The organism is Mycobacteroides sp. CBMA 271 (assembly GCF_009729205.1).
Classification (GTDB): domain Bacteria; phylum Actinomycetota; class Actinomycetes; order Mycobacteriales; family Mycobacteriaceae; genus Mycobacterium.
On record NZ_VTHB01000001.1, the window covers coordinates 562139 to 580448 of the forward strand.

An 18310-nucleotide genomic window follows, 5' to 3' on the forward strand; every position below is an offset into this window, starting at 1 on the left:
GGCTAGACGGACTGGGCTACCAGGGGTGAGGCTGGAAGTCCTTCAAGAAGCAGCCGTACAGATCGACGCCAAGCTCTCCCTGAACGATGGGGTCGTAAACCCGGGCAGCACCGTCCACGAGATCTAGGGGCGCCCGGAATCCCTCTTGCGCCAACCGCATCTTGCTGCTGTGTGGACGCTCATCGGTGATCCAGCCGGTATCGACAGCGGTCATCAGGATGCCCTCGGAAAATAGTTCGCCCGCACTGGTTCTGGTCAGCATGTTCAATGCCGCCTTAGCCATATTGGTGTGCGGATGCCCCGGCCCCTTATAACCACGCGAGAAATTGCCTTCCATCGCAGAGACGTTCACCACGTACTTACGCCGCGCTGTCGAGGCACGCAGCGCGGGCCGAAGCCGCGACAACAGAATGAAGGGCGCCACGCTGTTACACAGTTGCACCTCAAGTAGTTCCAGCGGATCGATCTGATCGACCGACTGCACCCAGCTGTTGGTGTCGACGAGATCTGGCAGCAGCCCACCGGCATCGACAGCCGTTCCATCGACGATCCGGTCCGGCGTCGCCGAACCCGCCGTCAACGCCAAGGACACCAGCGAGTGGGCGGCAGCCTCGGATCCCTCCCCCAGCGCCAAGGTGTGCGGATGCAGCTCGCTGGGATCGCCCATCGCGGTAATCGGAACACGCGCGGCGGCGCCACTGAGCGGCGCCTGTTCGGCATCAACCAAGGACGTGTAGGAGCCGGGGCTGCGCCGGACCGTCTGGGCGGCATTGTTGATCAAAATGTCCAGCGGCCCTTGCGCGGCAACCTCGTCGGCGAAACGCGCCACCTGCGCGGGGTCGCGCAGGTCGATGCCGACGATGCTCAGCCGGTCAAGCCAGCCGGCCGCATCCGGAAGCTGTGCGAACCTGCGGGCCGCATCGCGCGGGAACCGGGTGGTAATGGTGAGGCTTGCCCCATCTCGCAACAACATCAAGGCGATGTACATCCCGATCTTGGCGCGACCACCGGTCAGCACCGCCCGTCGTCCGGTCAGATCGGCACGCTGATCACGCCGGGATCTGTTGGCCGGTGCGCAATCCGGGCACAGCTGATGGTGGAACGCATCGATCTCGGTGTATCTGACCTTGCAGATGTAGCAGTGCTGCGGGCGCCGCAGCGTCCCCACCGCGTCGCCGGCGCGCAACGGCAGACCGGCCGTCTCGTCGTCAATCCGATCGGCTGAACCTGTGGCGGTCGCACCGATGACCGCGCGGTCGGCATCCAGCTCCGCCTGGCGCGCCTGGCGCCGACGCTGCCTCTTGAGGATCTTGAAAAGTTTCGCGACCCCGCGCTGCACGGCAATTGAATCGGGGTGGTCGGGCGCGAGCTCGGCGGCGTGATCCAGGACACGCCCAAAGATGGCCATATCCTCGGGGTCGATGTGCTTAGCCACCGACGCAGTGTAGTTAGGCGAACAAGAACTCTCGTCAATGGCTGTTTTCTTCAGTCGATGTGACGGATCAAACGGCCGAGCCAGCCGATACCACGTGGTCGGCGATCCTCGCCTAGTAAAATCGCCTGGATGACCGACGACTCCGATGCAGTTCGCCCAAGCGGCTCATCGGATTCGTCTGCTCTTCGCCCAAGCGGCTCATCGCCCCGTCGTCGGCTCACCCCCGAAGATCGGCGCGCCGAGCTCTTGGAGTTTGGTACCCAACTGTTTGGCGAACATCATTACGACGACGTCCGCATGGACGAGGTAGCTGAACAGGCAGGCGTCTCGCGCGCGCTGCTGTATCGCTACTTTCCCGACAAACGCTCGTTCTACACCGCGGTGATGCAGGCCGAGTACGACCGGCTCTACGACGCCACGATCTCACTCGACCTGGATCCGGCGCTGTCAGGTTTCGAACGGATCCGCAACACGCTGCTGGTGTACCTACACTATCAGGAGGAGCATCCCTACGCGCCGGTGACCGTCTTCCGGATGATCGATTCGGCCGATCCGACCGTCACGGCCATCGAGCAACAGGAATACGACAAACAGACCGATCGCATCATGGCCGTCCTCGATCACATCGCGGGCAATGAAGTAACCCCCCAGCTCGACATCGAGCTTCGGGTGGTGATCCGGGGCTGGCTCGCGTTCAATCAAGAACTGGCACGTCAGCGCTCATTAAACCCCCAGCTCGACGTCAACTGGCTCGCCGATACCTCAGCCCACGCCATGATTGATGCCGTCCGCCGGGTGTCGAACGTCCCACAAGCGGTGCTCGACCTCATGGGATCCGATTAGTTTGGCGAGGATGTCGGGCCCTGTTGGCACGATGGCCTGATGAGCAAGGAGTCCGGCTCGCTCGCCCGGTTCTCGGCACCCACCCGGGAATGGTTCACCGAATCATTCCCGGCACCCACGCACGCGCAGTCGGGGGCCTGGGAGTCCATCGCCAACGGCGACAACACCCTCGTGATCGCCCCCACCGGATCCGGTAAGACGCTCGCGGCATTTCTGTGGGCCATCGACACCCTGGTCGATGCAGAGCCCAAGCTGAATGTCGCCGACGGAGCGACTCCGGCCCGGCGGGGAACTCAAGTCCTGTATGTCTCTCCGCTCAAGGCGCTCGCTGTCGACGTCGAGCGAAATTTGCGTGCCCCGCTTGCCGGGATTGCCAGGACCGCGGCGCGGATGGGCCGGCCCGAGCCAGCGATCACCATCGGCGTGCGTTCGGGAGATACACCCGCGCAGGCCCGCCGCGCGTTGATCTCATCTCCCCCGGACATCCTCATCACCACCCCCGAGTCGCTTTTTCTGATGCTGACCTCCGCCGCGCGCGAGACCTTGACGTCGGTGCGAACGGTAATTGTGGACGAGGTTCATGCCGTTGCCGGGACGAAACGCGGCGCGCACCTCGCCCTCTCCCTGGAACAGCTAGACAGTCGACTATCCCAACCTGCACAACGGATTGGCCTGTCGGCGACGGTGAAACCCGCGGCCGAGGTGGCCCGATTCCTCGCCGGTCGCGCCCCCGCCGCCGTCGTCGCCCCCGCTAGCCCCAAGACCTTCGACCTGTCGGTGGTGGTGCCGGTCCCGGACATGAGCGCCCCCAACAGCTACCCAGATCCCGAAGCCACTAACCCGGGAACCAACACCATCTGGCCGCATGTAGAACAACGCATCGTCGACCTCATCGAGGCGCACCGGTCGAGCATCGTCTTCGCGAACTCCCGACGCCTCGCCGAACGGCTCACCGCACGGTTCAACGAGATTCACGCCGAACGCCTCGGTGTAGATCTCACTCCGACACCCAACCCCGGGGTACCCGGCGGGCCGCCGGCACACGTCATGGGCAGCGGCCAGACGTACGGCGCCGCACCCCTGCTGGCGCGCGCGCACCACGGCTCGGTGAGCAAGGAGCAGCGCGCGGCCATCGAGGACGATCTGAAGACCGGGCGGCTCAGATGCGTGGTGGCCACCAGCAGCCTGGAGCTCGGCATCGACATGGGCGCCGTAGATCTGGTGGTCCAGGTGGCGGCGCCACCGTCGGTGGCCAGCGGGCTGCAGCGCATCGGCCGGGCCGGCCACCAAGTCGGCGAGGTGTCCAGGGGCGTGCTCTTCCCGAAACACCGGACCGATCTGCTCGGTTGTGCAGTCACGGTGCGGCGCATGCTCGATGGCGATATCGAAACCCTGCAGGTACCTGCCAATCCACTCGATATCCTCGCGCAGCACACCGTGGCGGCCTGCGCGCTGGACGTGCTGGACGTCGAGACCTGGTTCGACGTGGTTCGCCGCAGCGCGCCGTTCTCTTCCTTGCCGCGCAGCGCATTCGACGCCGTGCTGGACCTACTCAGCGGCAAGTACCCATCCACCGACTTCGCAGAGTTGCGGCCACGCATCGTGTACGACAGGGACGAGGGGACGCTCACAGGACGGCCGGGCGCGCAGCGGCTTGCGGTGACATCCGGCGGCGCCATTCCCGACCGCGGTCTATTCACCGTCTATATGTATGCCGGCGCCGAGGGTGAAAAGCCCTCACGGGTAGGTGAACTCGACGAAGAAATGGTGTATGAATCGCGGCCAGGCGATGTGATCTCCTTGGGCGCCACCAGTTGGCGGATCACCGAGATCACGCATGAACGGGTTGTGGTGGTCCCGGCCTTCGGTCAGCCGGGCAGGCTGCCGTTCTGGCGTGGTGACGCGGCGGGACGGCCCGCCGAGCTGGGCATGGCGCTGGGGCATCTCACCGGCGAACTGGCCGCGACCAGCGACGCCGAATTCGATAAGCGTTGTGCTGACATCGGGTTCGACGACTTCGCGATGGGCAATCTACGTACGCTGCTCACCGACCAGCTGCAGTCCACCGGCTCCGTCCCCACCGATACGACACTGATCGTGGAGAGATTCCGCGATGAGCTTGGCGACTGGCGCATCGTGCTGCATTCCCCATACGGTCTGCGGGTTAATGGTCCGCTGGCCCTCGCGGTCTCCGACCGGCTCCAGCAGCGCTACGGAGTCAGCGAGTCGCCCACCGCCACCGACGACGGCATTGTGGTGCGGCTCCCCGATACCGACGATAACCCGCCCGGGGCAAGTCTTTTCGTATTCGATGCCGAGGAGATCGAGGCGATCGTGACGCGGGAGGTCGGCGGCTCGGCGTTGTTCGCGGCGCGGTTCCGCGAATGTGCGGCGCGGGCGCTGCTGCTGCCCCGGCGAAATCCCGGCCGCCGCTCTCCGCTGTGGCAGCAGCGCCAGCGCGCAGCGCAGCTGCTGGATGTCGCGCGCAAGCATCCCGACTTCCCGATCGTCCTGGAGGCATTGCGCGAATGCCTGCAGGACGTGTACGACATCGAAACCCTGGTGCGGTTGATGGCCGGTATCGAGCAGCGTCGGGTCCGGATTGTCGAGGTGCAGACCGACACACCATCCCCCTTCGCGGCCGCTCAATTGTTCAACTACGTCGGCGGATTCATGTACGACGAGGATCGGCCGCTGGCCGAGCGGCGTGCCGCGGCACTCTCGCTGGACACCGGGCTGCTGGCAGAGCTGATGGGGCGCGTGGAGCTGCGCGAGCTGCTCGACCCGGCCGTCATCGAATCGACCGAGCGGCAGCTTCAACATCTCGTCGACGAACGGAAGGCACGCGACCACGAAGGCCTGGCCGACCTGTTCCGGCTCCTCGGCCCGCTCAGCGCCGACGAGATCGCCGAACGCTGCACCGGCGCCGGAAATGACTGGCTGAGTGAACTTTTCGCTGCGCGCCGAGTAGTCGAGATCCAGTACGGACAGCGCACCTGGTTGGCCGCCGTCGAGGATGTGGCGCGGCTACGCGATGCCCTCGGGGTTCCCGTACCTCCGGGTGTACCCGCGGCGTTCACCGACGCGACGGCCGACCCGCTCGGTGAGTTACTGGGCCGGTACGCCAGGACGCACGGCCCGTTCACCACGGGGCACGCGGCCGAACGCTTCGGCATCGGCGTCCGCATCGCCGCGCAAGCCTTGGAGGGGATGGCTACGCGCGGCCAATTGGTCCGTGGTGAGTTCACCAGCCAATTCAATTCGAGTGCCACCGACTCCGAGCAAGACCCGAGCTTCTTCGCACAAGCGGCTCATCAGGACCCGAGCTTCTTCGCGCAAGCGGCTCATCAATGGTGCGACGCGGAGGTCCTGCGGATTCTCCGCCGCCGATCCCTCGCCGCACTGCGGGCACAGGTGGAGCCCGTCAGTACCTCGGCGTTCGCCCGGTTCCTGCCCGACTGGCAGTACCTCGATTCCTCGCTGCGTGGCGTCGACGGCGTGGCCACCGTCATCGATCAGCTTGCCGGGGTGCCGATACCTGCATCGGCGTGGGAACCGTTAATACTGGCACGCCGAGTCGGCGACTACTCCCCCCAGATGCTCGACGAGCTGCTGGCCTCCGGCGAAGCGGTGTGGTCCGGCCATGGCGCGATCACCGCACAGGATGGGTGGATCGCATTGCACCCGAGCGGGGTTGCGCCGGCCACTCTCGCCGCGACCGGACCGGTTGCACATGACGACGCGCACCGAGCGATCCTGGATGGCCTCGCAGACGGCGGCGGCTACTTCTTCCGCCAGTTTGGCGAGGGCGCGACGCGTTCGGCGTTGTGGGATCTGGTGTGGGCGGGACAGGTAACCGGAGACACCTTCGCGCCGGTGCGCGCGCTCTTGGGCACCAGCACCAAGGCAAGGACCACGCATCGCAATCGGAGAGCACCGAGACTGCGTGCCTACTCGCCGATCCCCAGCGCACAGCCGGTCGACCCCACTGTCGGCGGCCGGTGGTCGCTACTCCCAGAGCGGCTTGCCGACGGCACCGAACGTTCGCACGTCCAGGCCGAGCTTCTGCTCGGCAGATACGGGGTCGTGACGAAGGGCAGCGTCATGGCAGAGGGCGTCACGGGCGGATTCGCCTGGCTGTACAAGGTTTTATCCACATTCGAGGACAACGGACGCTGCCGACGAGGCTATTTCGTCGAATCGCTCGGGGGCGCGCAGTTCGCCTCACCAGCGACGGTTGACAGACTGCGCGAGTATCTCGATACCGTCGACGACGCCCGTAAGCCGGCCCGGGCAATGGTGCTGGCGGCGACCGACCCGGCGAATCCGTATGGTGCCGCGCTGATGTGGCCGAGGGCAGTGTCCGACTCCGGCCATCGGCCGGGGCGCAAGGCAGGGGCGCTGGTGGCGCTCGTTGATGGCGACTTGGCCCTCTACATCGAACGGGGCGGCAAGTCGTTGCTCAGTTTCGTGACGGACCCCACGGTGCTGCACGCGGCGGCGTTGGGCACCATGGAATTGGTCCGCGCGGGTGGGCTCGGCGGGCTGGTGATCGAAAGAGCCGACGGCAGATCGGTCTTCGACATCGCGGACTCATCCGTGATCACGGCCCTGATCGAGGCCGGATTTGCCCGGACGCCACGAGGATTGAGGTTCCGCGCGTGAGAGTGACACGGTTCGACCACATCGTGATCAACTGCACTGACGTGGAGACGACGGCGGCCTGGTACGCACGCGTTCTCGGCATGACGAGGGAAACGTTCGGTCCCGCAGGGCGTACGGCCCTGACCTTCGGCCGGCAGAAGATCAACCTGCGTCCGATAACCGCAACCCAGGACGAGTGGTTCACCGGCCGCGCCGCGGCTGCCGGGTCGGACGATCTGTGCTTCGTCACCGAATCTTCACCGGCCGAGGTGCGCGAACATCTCGCGGCCTGCGGCGCCAACATCGAGGTGGGTCCGGTGACCAAGACCGGTGCATTGGGCGAGATGACGTCTCACTACTGCCGCGATCCCGATGGCAACCTCATCGAGATCGCGGTGTACCCGAATGGAACAGCGTGACCAACAACCACTACCACCACCTTGCCTTCGGAACGGATGCAATCGACCGACAGCGCGCCAACGGCAGCTACGTCGCGTACGGAACACACCTGGAACGGCCCGACGACGGCCCGGATGACCTGAGCTCGCGGGAGTTGCGGATGATCGCCGAGGCGACTCAGTTCTGCCTGGGCACCGTCACACCCACGGGCTGGCCCTACGTGCAATACCGCAGCGGCCCAGCAGGGTTCGTCCGTCACCTCGGCGGAAATACCTTCAGGTTCATCGATCTACCGGGCAACAACCAGTTCGTGACGCTTGGAAACCTCGCCGACGACGACCGGCTCGCCATGTTCTTCGTCGACTACCCCCGCAAGCAGCGCCTCAAAGTGTTCGGCCGTGGCACGGCGCACGAGAGTGAACGGCGCGAAATCGAGGTATCGGTAGAGGCATTCGACTGGAACTGCTCCCGCAGCATCATCCCCCGCTACGACCAGCAGTACATCGCCGAGCTGGGCAAGGCATATCAGAAGCAGGCAGCCATCAAGGAGGCCGAACTCACCTCCGAAATCGAGCAGCTCCGCGCCCGCGTCGCCGAACTTGAACAACAAGGCGGCGCGTCACTGCCGTAGCGAGCGCCCCGACTGGTACCGAACATCCTTGCCGGTCAATGGGTCACGAAATGCGAGTGACCGCGCCAAAAGTTGCAGTGGACGGGAGAAGTCATCCGGCGCCACCTCGATGATGTCTGGATAGAGGGGGTCGTTGACGAGGGGAATGCCCAGGCTGTTCATGTGCACGCGCAGCTGATGGGTCTGCCCGGTGCTCGGCGTGAGTCGATACCAACCCAGCGGACCATCCCGATCAACCAGTTCGATGCGGGTCTCCGCATTCACCACCCCCGGTTCCTCGTATGCCTGAAGGATGCTGCGCCGCTTGATAATCCTGCTTCGCAACGTAACCGGGAGGGCAACGCGGGGATCGACGGGCGCCAACGCCTCATAGGTCTTGGACACCTGACGCTCCGCGAACAACGACTGGTAGGCGGCGCGGGCCTCGCGGCGCACCGTGAACAACAGCACGCCCGCGGTGAGTCTGTCGAGCCGGTGGGCGGGTGCCAGCTCCGGCAGGTCCAACATCTTGCGCAGGCGTACCAACGCCGTCTCCGTGACGTGCCGCCCGCGCGGCATGGTGGCGAGAAAGTGTGGTTTGTCCGCCACGAGGATGTTCTCGTCCCAGTGCAACACGTCGATAGCGAAGGGGACCGGAACCTCCACGGCTAGCGGACGATACGTGTACACCACCGAGCCCACCGGCAGGTGCGTATCGGCGGTGACGGGTGTGCCTGCGGCGTCCACGACTTCGCCGCGAGCCACCTGCTCGGCTCCGACAGAACCAAATCGTGACACCAACTCCTCAAGAACGCAGCCACCGGTCCGAATCCGGATTCGGACCGGCCCCACGCCGTCCCGCACCGGCAGCGGCGGATCAGGAGCCCTCCTTCTAGGGCTCACGAAGAGGACTCATACCGCCGGGCTCACGTCGACGGCGACAAGACGGTGCTTGTGTCGGTCACCGGTTCGACGATGAACGACCGCGCCTCGGGTGCCGCCACCCGCAGCGTATCGGCCGACGCGTCGTCGGGCTGACGCTGCGACCGCACCTCCGCATCGACCCGCGCCCGGTAGGTATCCACCTCACGCACAATGTCTTCGGCCGTCCAGCCGAGCACCGGAGCCACCAACTCGGCGACCTCCTGGGCGCAGTCGACTCCACGATGCGAGTACTCGATGGCGATCCGCATGCGCCGCGCCAGGATGTCCTCAAGGTGCAGCGCACCCTCGGCCACCACCGCGTAGCGCGCCTCAACTCGCAGGTACATCGGAGCCTTGGCAATCGGTTGCAGCAGACTGTGATCCGAGCCCGCGCAGGCCAGCACCTCACCAATTAGCGAACCGTAACGGTCCAGTAGATGGCGCACCCGGTACGGATGCAGTCCGTAGGTCTCCCCCACATGTTCGGTCTGGTTGATCAACGCGAAATACCCGTCGGCGCCCAGCAGTGGAACCTTCTCGGTGATCGAGGGCGCCACCCGGGCCGGTACGAATTCACTTGCCATGTCGATGGCATCGGACGCCATCACGCGGTAGGTGGTGTACTTGCCGCCCGCGATGGCCACCAGACCCGGCGCCGCCACGGCAACGGCATGCTCGCGGGACAGCTTGGAGGTGTCGTCGTCCTCACCGGCCAGCAACGGACGCAGGCCCGCATACACCCCATCGATATCGTTGTGCGTCAACGGCGTTACTAGCACCGTGTTCACCTTGCCGAGGATGTAGTCGATGTCCACCTTGGTAGCCGCCGGGTGTGCCAGGTCGAGGTTCCATTCGGTGTCGGTGGTCCCGATGATCCAGTGGTTGCCCCACGGAATGACAAACAACACCGACTTTTCGGTTCGCAGGATGATCGCCACCTCGCTGACGATCCTGTCCCGCGGCACCACGATATGAACACCCTTGGACGCGGTGACCCGGAACCGGCCGCGCATACGCGACAACGCCTGGATCTCGTCGGTCCATACCCCGGTGGCGTTGACCACGACGTGCCCGCGCACCTCGGTTTCGGCACCATTCTCGGTGTCCCGCACCACAACCCCGATGACACGATCACCCTCACGAAGCAGCGAGACCACTTGTGTCGAGGCCCTCACTACAGCTCCGTAATGCGCCGCGGTGCGGGCCACCGTCATAGTGTGCCGGGCATCGTCGACCACGGTGTCGTAGTAACGGATACCGCCGACAAGTGAATTGCGTTTCAGTCCCGGCGCCAGCCGCAGTGCACCCGCCCGAGTGAGATGCTTTTGGGCGGGAACAGATTTCGCCCCACCCATCTGGTCGTACAGGAAGATGCCGGCCGCCACATAAGGCCGCTCCCACCACCGATTGGTCAACGGGAACAGGAAGGGCAGGGGTTTGACCAGATGGGGCGCCAGCGTCGAGAGCGACAGCTCACGCTCGCGCAACGCCTCCTGCACCAAACCGAATTCGAGCTGCTCCAGGTAACGCAGTCCGCCGTGGAACATCTTCGAGGAGCGGCTCGATGTTCCGGAGGCGAAATCGCGCGCCTCGATCAACGCGACCTTCAAGCCGCGGGTGGCCGCGTCGAGGGCAGATCCGGCACCGACCACGCCGCCACCGATCACGATGACGTCGAACTGCTCGGAGCCAAGGCGCTGCCAATTCAGCGAACGGGCCTGCGGCCCCAGGAAGGTGTATGTGGGTCCGCTCGATCGCGACGAGCTAGTTGCGTCACTCACGGCCCTCACGTTACCGGCCAGTAGCGCCCTCGTCAGTGATGCACGCCGCAGCGGGGCATGTCGACGGACATCAGTCCAGGTCGTCGTGGGCAATCAACTGGCGCGCCGCCTCCGTGACCGACCCGGACAGCGACGGGTACACCGACAGCGTCTGCGCCAGGTCGTTCACCGAGAGCAGGTTTTGCACCGCAATGGCGATCGGCAGGATCAGCTCCGAGGCATTCGAGGCGACCACCACACCGCCGATCACCACACCCGTGGCCGGCCGGCAGAAGATCTTCACGAATCCACGTTTGAGGCCCGACATCTTGGCTCGCGGGTTCGTATGCAGCGGAAGGGTGACCGTCCGCGCGGGCACCTCGCCGTTATCGATGGCCGCCTGAGAGACCCCCACCGCAGCGATCTCCGGACGGGTAAACACAGCGGCGGCAACGGTTTTCAGCTTTATCGGACGCACCGCGTCACCCAGCGCGTGATACATGGCGATGCGGCCCTGCATCGCAGCCACCGAGGCCAGCGGCAGCAGTCCCGTGCAGTCGCCCGCCGCGTAGATGCCGGCCACCGAGGTCCGAGACACCCGATCGACGGTGAGGTAGCCACCCTGGCCAAGCTCAATGCCTACCCGCTCCAGGCCCAGACCCGCCGTGTTCGGCACGGATCCCACCGTCATCAGCACATGGCTCCCGTCGACCACCCGTCCATCGGCCATTGCCACGCGAACACCAGTCTCTGTTCGCGTGACCGAATCGGCGCGGGCGTTCTTGACGAGCGTCACACCACGCTCGGCCAGCGTGTCCTCCAGGACCAGCGCGGCATCCTCGTCTTCGTGGGGCAGCACCCGGTCGCGGCTCGCCACCACGGTCACCTGAACACCCAGCTCGGTGTACGCGTGGACGAACTCGGCACCCGTCACACCCGAACCGACCACGATCAGGTGCTCGGGCAGCTCCTCCAGGTCATAGAGCTGACGCCAGGTGAGGATCCGTTCACCGTCGGGCCGCGCGTGGGACAGCACCCGCGGGCTGGCACCCGTGGCGATCAGCACCACATCGGCCTCCAGGATGGTGCTCGTCCCGTCCGACAGCGTGGCCTTGATGCGGTGAAATGCCATCCCGACCACGTGATCGACCAGCTCGGCATGCCCGGAGATCAGGTTCACGCCGGCGCTGCGCAGTCGGTCGGCGATATCGGCCGACTGCTCGGCGGCGAGGCGCTTGACGCGGCTGTGGATCTGCGGGAGCGAAATCTTGGCGTGCTCCACGTCGATATCGAAACCCAAGTTCGGTGCGCGCCGCAGGTCGGTGCGCACCCCGGTCGACGCGATGAACGTCTTGGACGGCACACAGTCGAACAGCACGCAGGCGCCGCCGATGCCGTCGGAATCGATCACTGTCACCTGGGTGGTGCTTCGCTCATGGGCCGCGGCAACGAGTGCCGCCTCGTATCCCGCTGGACCTCCACCAATGATCACGATGCGCGTTGCCACGACCTCAAACCTACAAGTACCGAACGGACCCGGCTTGCCATCCTTGCCGTCATCTACGACACAGGACCACTAGGCTTTCCCCGTGCCGCTCTATGCCGCCTATGGCTCAAACATGCATCCCGAACAGATGTTGCAGCGGGCACCGCACTCCCCCATGGCCGGTACCGGCTGGTTGCATGGCTGGCGGCTGACCTTTGGCGGGGAGGACATCGGCTGGGAGGGCGCACTGGCCACCGTCGTGCAAGACCCCCATTCGAAGGTGTTCGTGGTCCTCTACGACATGACGGGGGCGGACGAAAACAACCTCGATCGCTGGGAGGGTTCGGAGCTAGGCATCCACACCAAGATCCGCTGCCGGATCGATCGTGAGTCCTCCGATACCACCACTGATCCGGTACTGGCCTGGCTCTACGTCGTCAACGCTTATGAGGGTGGGCTGCCATCTGCCCGATACCTGGGCGTGATGGCAGACGCCGCGGAAATCGCCGGCGCCCCAGACAGTTACGTGCACGGCCTACGCACCCGAGCCTCACGCAATATCGGCCCGGGGACGAGCTAAACGGAGCTCTGTGACCTGCTTTCTTGTACGAGACTGACCAGCGTCCGCACGCCGACGCCCAACGCCCGCTCGTCGATATCGAAGTTGGGCTGATGGATATCGAGCTGCGGGCCGGTCCCCGACCACACACCCAGCCGCGCCATCGCGCCGGGCACCTCTTCCAGATACCAGGAGAAGTCCTCGCCCCCGCCGGATTGCGTGGTCTCCGCGAGTGCGTCCAGGCCCATGTCCTGGATCGCCCGCACGAAGATGTGAGTGGACTCGGGCTCGTTGATGACGGGCGGGACGCCACGCCGGTAGTTGAGGGTGTAGTCGATGCGCAGCGGCGCCAGTAGGCCCTCAACGACATCGCGCACGGTGTCCTCCAGCGTGACCCATACGTCACGGCTGCCGGTGCGCACCGTGCCCGCTAGCGATCCGATCTGTGGAATCGCGTTCGCGGCCTGGCCGGCGTTGACAGCACCCCACACCATGACGGTGCCGGCCCGTGGGTCGATGCGGCGGCTCAGTACCCCCGGCAGGCCCGTGATGATGGTGCCGAGCCCGTACACCAGGTCGGCCGTCAAATGCGGTCGCGACGTGTGCCCACCCGGGGAGTGCAACGTAACCTCGACGGTGTCCGCGGCCGAGGTGATCGCCCCCACCCGGATCGCCACCTTGCCCACCTCGAGTCTCGGATCACAATGCAGGGCAAAGATTCTCGTCACACCCGCCATTGCGCCGGTGGCCACCACGTCGATGGCGCCGCCCGGCATGACCTCCTCGGCGGGCTGGAAGATGAGGCGCACTCCCGACGGCAGCGAGGGTGCCGAGTTGAGAGCCATGGCCGCGCCCAACAGGATCGCGGTGTGCGCGTCGTGCCCGCAGGCGTGCGCGACATTCGGCACGGTCGACGAGTAGGAGGCGCCGGTGCGCTCCTGCATCGGCAGGGCGTCCATATCGGCCCGCAGCGCGACCCGCGGACCGTCTTCGGGCCCGAAGTCGCAGGTAATTCCGGTGCCACCGGGCAGCACCTTGGGATTCATCCCGGCCTCGGCCAGCCGAGCGGCCACGTATTCGGTGGTGGCGTGCTCCTGGCGCGCGAGCTCGGGATGGGCGTGGATGTGACGGCGCCACCGGATCAGCGATTCGGAGTTCTCTGCGAGCCAGCGGTCCGCGACGGCAGATAGCGATTCGCTCATACCGTGACCGTCCTGCGCGCCAGCCGGTCCAGCACTCGGGACCGTTGGTCCTCATCCTCCGCAAGACGTATCACAGTGCGCGCCAACATCTTCGCTCCTTCGACCACCGCCCGATCGGCACCTGGTTCCTTGGCCGCCTTCTCGAAATCGGGTTGATGGATGACTGCCCCACCCGAATCGATGCCGACAACGGGGTGGATGCCCGGCAGCACCTGTGTCACATTGCCCATGTCGGTGCTGCCCAACGGCACCGCGGCCTCGTACTCCGCGGGCACCGGTGTACGCCCTAAGGACTCCATCTCCTGACGGAACACCTCGACGAGCCATGGATCGGGTTTCAGTTCCAGGTATGGCGGTGAGGACTCGGCGAGTTCGTGGCTGCATCCGGTCGCCATCGCGCCCGCGGCGAAACACGCGTACACCTTCTGCTCTAGCTCGCGCAGCGACGACGACTCGACGGCGCGCATCGTGTACTGCATCGCGGCCCGGCCCGGGATGATGTTCGCCGCATCGCCACCGTCGGTGACGATGCCATGAATGAGCTGGCCGGGTGAAAGATGCTGACGCAACAGGCCGATCGAGACCTGCGCGACGGTGACCGCATCGGCAGCATTGATTCCCAGCTGCGGCGCGACCGCGGCGTGGGATTCTTTGCCGTGGTAGGTGACCATCACGTCGGTCAGCGCCAGTGACCGGGCACCGGCGATGTCGATCGGTCCGGGGTGCAGCATCACCGCGGTGGCGATGTCGTCGAAGGCACCCGCCTTGAGCAAAAGTGCCTTGCCGCCGCCATATTCCTCGGCCGGCGTACCGATAACCACCACGGTGAGTCCGAGAGCGTCGGCAACCTCGGCGAGCCCCAACCCGGTGCCGACGGCGGACGCCGCGATGATGTTGTGCCCGCACGCATGCCCGATCCCGGGCAACGCATCGTATTCAGCGCAAACCCCAACAACCAACGGGCCATCCCCAAAAGTTGCCCGAAATGCGGTATCCATACCGCCCTGACCAGTGACGATCTCGAATCCACGCTCGGCGAGCAGTCGCTGGGTCTTCTCGGCGCTGCGAACCTCGTGAAACGCCAGCTCGGGTTCGGCATGGATGTCGTGCGACAACGCCACCAGGTCGGTCGCTGCGGCGTCAACCACCGCACATGCGGTCTGGGCGTGCGCGGCCGACGCCGCTCCGGTGGTCAAGGGCATTAGATCAGTATCCCATCATGGTTACGCTGCCTAGTTGTGACGCAGACCCCAGATCAGGCGGCCTCGCTGGCGGCCACAGAAATTGCGGAGCGCACGGGAGTCACGACCCATCCGGTGGCGGTGGTTCTCGGCTCTGGCTGGGCGCCTGCGGCCGAAGAACTCGGAACCCCCGCTACGACAATCGCAATGTCGGATCTACCCGGATTCAGCCCACCCAGCGCGGCCGGCCACGGCGGATCAGTGCTGTCGGTGCCTATTTCCGGGCCAAACGGAACCACCGATAACCGGATGCTGGTTTTACTTGGCAGGATTCACGCCTACGAGGGGCACGATCTGCGTCACGTCGTCCACCCGGTGCGCACCGCCTGCGCCGCCGGCGCTCGGACCGTCGTACTCACCAACGCTGCCGGAGGGCTGCATGAGGAATTCACGGTGGGTCAGCCGGTACTCATCAGCGACCATCTCAACCTGACGGCCAGATCGCCACTGGTCGGGGCGCAGTTCGTCGACCTCGTTGACGCCTACACACCGCGCTTACGCGCGCTGGCACGGGAGATCGACGGCAGCCTCACCGAAGGGGTGTACGCGGGTCTCCCCGGCCCGCACTACGAGACCCCCGCGGAAATCCGCATGCTGCGCACCATGGGCGCGGACCTGGTCGGCATGTCGACAGTGCACGAAACCATCGCCGCCCGCGCGGCGGGTGCCGAGGTGCTGGGGATGTCCCTGGTGACCAACCTCGCGGCCGGGATGACGGGTGAGTCGCTCAACCACAACGAGGTGCTGGCCGCGGGGCGCGCGGCCGCAACCCGAATGGGCCAACTTCTGCGTGCTGTGATCGGCCGGCTATGAGTGTGCCGACGCAGACGATCCAGGAATGGATCGACCACGACCCGGATCCCGAGACAGCCGCCGAGCTGAGGAGCTGCTCCGAAGAAGAACTCGCGCAACGATTCTCCGAGCCCCTGGTGTTCGGCACCGCCGGCCTGCGCGGCGCCGTCCGGGGTGGGCCCAACGGCATGAATCTGGCCGTCGTGGTGCGCACGACCTACGCGCTGGCCAAGGTGCTCAAACAGCGGTGCCTGGGCGGCTCGACGGTGGTAGTCGGCCGCGACGCCCGGCACGGGTCCGAGAAGTTCACCCAGGGTGCCGCAGAAGTCCTTGCCGCCGAAGGATTCAATGTGGTGCTGCTACCGCGCCCGCTGCCGACGCCGGTGCTGGCATTCGCGGTCCGGCACTTGGATGCGGCGGCCGGAATCCAAATCACCGCATCCCACAACCCTCCGGCCGACAATGGCTACAAGGTGTACTGGTCGGGCGGCGCCCAGATCATCTCCCCCACCGACCGCGATATTGAATCGACCACAAACGCTGCCCCTTTCGCCGATCAGATCCCGCGGATCCCCGTCACCCCCGCCGATGACTCCCTGGTTGACGCGTACGTCCTGCGTGCCGCAACGGTGCGCCGAGGTGCCGGTGGCGTCCGTATCGCGCTCACCGCGCTGCACGGCGTGGGCGGTGAGACCGCGGTGGCCGCACTGAATGCCGCGGGTATCACCGATATCCACGTGGTGGACAACCAGTTCCAACCGGACCCGGACTTTCCCACCGTCGCGTTTCCCAACCCCGAAGAACCCGGAGCCTCCGACGGGGTGCTGGCACGGGCCGCCGAGGTCGAGGCGGATCTGGCCATCGCGCTGGATCCTGATGCCGACCGGTGCGCCATCGGCATCCCCACCACGACGGGTTGGCGGATGCTTTCCGGGGACGAAACCGGTTGGCTGTTGGGCGATTACATCCTCTCCACACAGCCTCAATCGTCCACTCCGCCGGTGGTGGCCAGCACGATCGTCTCCTCCCGCATGCTCGCCCGCATCGCGGCATCGCTCGGTGCGCGCCATGTGGAAACCCTCACCGGGTTTAAATGGCTTGTCCGGGCAGCGGATTTCGATCTGATCTATGCATACGAGGAAGCCATCGGGCACTGCGTGGATCCGGCCGCGGTGCGCGATAAGGACGGTATCTCCGCGGCAGTGCTCGCCTGTGACCTGGTAACGCACCTGCGTGGGCTCGGCTCGAGCGTGGAGGAAAAGCTCGAGAATCTTGCGATCAGACACGGCATCCATGTGACGTCACAGGTGTCGCTACGGATGGACTCACTCGACGACATCGCGGCGATGATGGCCCGCCTCCGGGGGAACATTCCCACCGCACTGTCCGGATTCCCCATCACCGCAGAGGATCTGCTGGACCGGCGAGGGCAAGACCGTACCGATGCGGTGGTCCTCGCCGGTGAGATCGGCGGGTCGTCGATCAGGCTGGTGGTCCGCCCGTCGGGAACCGAACCGAAGGTCAAGTGCTACATCGAGGTCCGCGAACCCGTGATCACGGATCCGACCGTCGCGCGGATCTGGGCCGGCGTGGTGGTCTCCGAGCTCGAGGCGTACGCGCGCAATATCTAGCGGGGACCGAACTGACGATCGCCCGCGTCGCCCAATCCGGGCACGATGTACGCGGCCTCGTTGAGGCCCTCGTCGATGGTGGCCGTGAACAAGCGCACGGACCCGCTTCCCCCAGCCGGGCCATACCGCGCGGCACATTCCTGAACCGCCGCCACTCCCTGCGGTGCAGCGACCACGCACAGAATGGTGATGTCAACGGCACCTCGGGAATGCAGCAGGTCGAGCGTGTGGACCATCGACCCGCCGGTGGCGAGCATCGGATCCAGGACAAATACCGGCTGCGCCGAGAGGTCGGCCGGCAGAGACTCAAGGTACGGAGTGGGCTGCCACGTCTCCTCGTCGCGTGCCATGCCGACAAATCCGACACGCGCCTCGGGTATCAAGGCATGCGCCTGATCCACCATGCCCAGCCCGGCCCGCAGCACCGGTACCAGCAACGGCGGATTGGCCAATCGGTAACCCGTTGTCTCGGCCACCGGGGTGCGCACCGGGGACGCCTCCACGGGGGCTCCGCGAGTCGCCTCGTAGACGAGCATCAGCGTCAGATCCCGCAGCGCAGCACGGAAGGCCGCGTTATCGGTGCCGGCATCTCGAAGGGTGGTCAACCGGGCCGCGGCAAGCGGGTGCTCGACAACATGCAGGTCCATGGACAGACCCTAGAACAGCAAGCTTCGATCCCGCCGATCTTGAATGTGATGGGCATCACTCCTTACCCGTCGTACCGGTGTGCATGGATATCGTTCCCAGCAAAGCTCAGAGAGGTATCCTGAACAGGTAATACAAC

14 protein-coding genes are annotated in these 18310 nt (G+C 65.6%); 7 read left to right on the forward strand and 7 right to left on the reverse strand.

Features of this window, described 5'->3' with window-relative positions; translation table 11 throughout:
- Positions 1–16 precede the first annotated feature (16 nt).
- Positions 17–1408, reverse strand: a complete 1392-nt coding sequence (locus FZI91_RS02800; protein WP_155937752.1) for an SDR family NAD(P)-dependent oxidoreductase — start codon at positions 1406–1408, stop codon at positions 17–19.
- A gap of 156 nt (positions 1409–1564) precedes the next feature.
- Here FZI91_RS02800 and FZI91_RS02805 point away from each other — a divergent pair, with 156 nt between their 5' ends.
- From FZI91_RS02805 to FZI91_RS02820, 4 genes are read left to right on the forward strand one after another with little or no spacing between them, the layout of a single operon-like run.
- Positions 1565–2278, forward strand: coding sequence for a TetR/AcrR family transcriptional regulator (locus FZI91_RS02805; protein WP_155937111.1), 714 nt, complete (start codon positions 1565–1567; stop codon positions 2276–2278).
- A 39-nt stretch (positions 2279–2317) separates the two neighbouring features.
- Positions 2318–6943, forward strand: a complete 4626-nt coding sequence (locus FZI91_RS02810) for an ATP-dependent helicase (protein WP_155937112.1) — start codon at positions 2318–2320, stop codon at positions 6941–6943.
- Positions 6940–7341, forward strand: coding sequence for a VOC family protein (locus tag FZI91_RS02815; protein ID WP_309224068.1), 402 nt, complete (start codon positions 6940–6942; stop codon positions 7339–7341). The genes FZI91_RS02810 and FZI91_RS02815 overlap by 4 nt, the downstream gene beginning before the upstream one ends.
- The gene (locus tag FZI91_RS02820) at positions 7338–7952 is read left to right on the forward strand and encodes a pyridoxamine 5'-phosphate oxidase family protein (RefSeq protein WP_162525719.1); all 615 of its coding nucleotides are present in this window, start codon (positions 7338–7340) and stop codon (positions 7950–7952) included. Before FZI91_RS02815 ends, FZI91_RS02820 begins: the two co-directional genes overlap by 4 nt.
- Here the strand turns inward: FZI91_RS02820 and FZI91_RS02825 are convergent.
- From FZI91_RS02825 to FZI91_RS02835, 3 genes are all read right to left on the reverse strand, one after another.
- A complete protein-coding gene (locus FZI91_RS02825; protein WP_162525761.1) occupies positions 7941–8795 on the reverse strand; it encodes a pseudouridine synthase in 855 nt (284 codons plus the stop codon). The genes FZI91_RS02820 and FZI91_RS02825 overlap by 12 nt on opposite strands.
- A 62-nt stretch (positions 8796–8857) precedes the next feature.
- Positions 8858–10636, reverse strand: coding sequence for a glycerol-3-phosphate dehydrogenase/oxidase (locus tag FZI91_RS02830; RefSeq protein ID WP_162525718.1), 1779 nt, complete (start codon positions 10634–10636; stop codon positions 8858–8860).
- A 70-nt stretch (positions 10637–10706) separates the two neighbouring features.
- On the reverse strand, positions 10707–12122 hold the full coding sequence (locus FZI91_RS02835) for an NAD(P)H-quinone dehydrogenase (RefSeq protein ID WP_162525717.1): 1416 nt from the start codon (positions 12120–12122) through the stop codon (positions 10707–10709).
- A gap of 82 nt (positions 12123–12204) precedes the next feature.
- Between FZI91_RS02835 and FZI91_RS02840 the strand changes: the two genes are divergently transcribed.
- Positions 12205–12681, forward strand: a complete 477-nt coding sequence (locus FZI91_RS02840; RefSeq protein WP_162525716.1) for a gamma-glutamylcyclotransferase — start codon at positions 12205–12207, stop codon at positions 12679–12681.
- On the opposite strand, the gene FZI91_RS02845 is transcribed toward FZI91_RS02840, so the two are convergent.
- Together FZI91_RS02845 and FZI91_RS02850 are read right to left on the reverse strand one after the other, a co-directional pair.
- Complete coding sequence (locus FZI91_RS02845; protein WP_155937113.1) at positions 12678–13862, reverse strand: M20 family metallopeptidase; 1185 nt, start codon at positions 13860–13862, stop codon at positions 12678–12680. The genes FZI91_RS02840 and FZI91_RS02845 overlap by 4 nt on opposite strands.
- Entirely contained in the window at positions 13859–15064 is a 1206-nt protein-coding gene (locus FZI91_RS02850) for a M20 family metallopeptidase (protein WP_155937114.1), read from the reverse strand. The genes FZI91_RS02845 and FZI91_RS02850 overlap by 4 nt, the downstream gene beginning before the upstream one ends.
- Positions 15065–15067: 3 nt before the next feature.
- On the opposite strand from FZI91_RS02850, the gene FZI91_RS02855 reads away from it, so the two are divergent.
- Both FZI91_RS02855 and FZI91_RS02860 read left to right on the forward strand, forming a co-directional pair.
- The gene (locus tag FZI91_RS02855; protein ID WP_375234348.1) at positions 15068–15916 is read left to right on the forward strand and encodes a purine-nucleoside phosphorylase; all 849 of its coding nucleotides are present in this window, start codon (positions 15068–15070) and stop codon (positions 15914–15916) included.
- On the forward strand, positions 15913–17526 hold the full coding sequence (locus FZI91_RS02860; RefSeq protein ID WP_155937115.1) for a phospho-sugar mutase: 1614 nt from the start codon (positions 15913–15915) through the stop codon (positions 17524–17526). The genes FZI91_RS02855 and FZI91_RS02860 overlap by 4 nt, the downstream gene beginning before the upstream one ends.
- On the opposite strand, the gene upp is transcribed toward FZI91_RS02860, so the two are convergent.
- Complete coding sequence (upp, locus tag FZI91_RS02865; protein WP_155937116.1) at positions 17523–18173, reverse strand: uracil phosphoribosyltransferase; 651 nt, start codon at positions 18171–18173, stop codon at positions 17523–17525. The two genes, FZI91_RS02860 and upp, sit on opposite strands and share 4 nt — an antisense overlap.
- Positions 18174–18310: the final 137 nt, after the last annotated feature.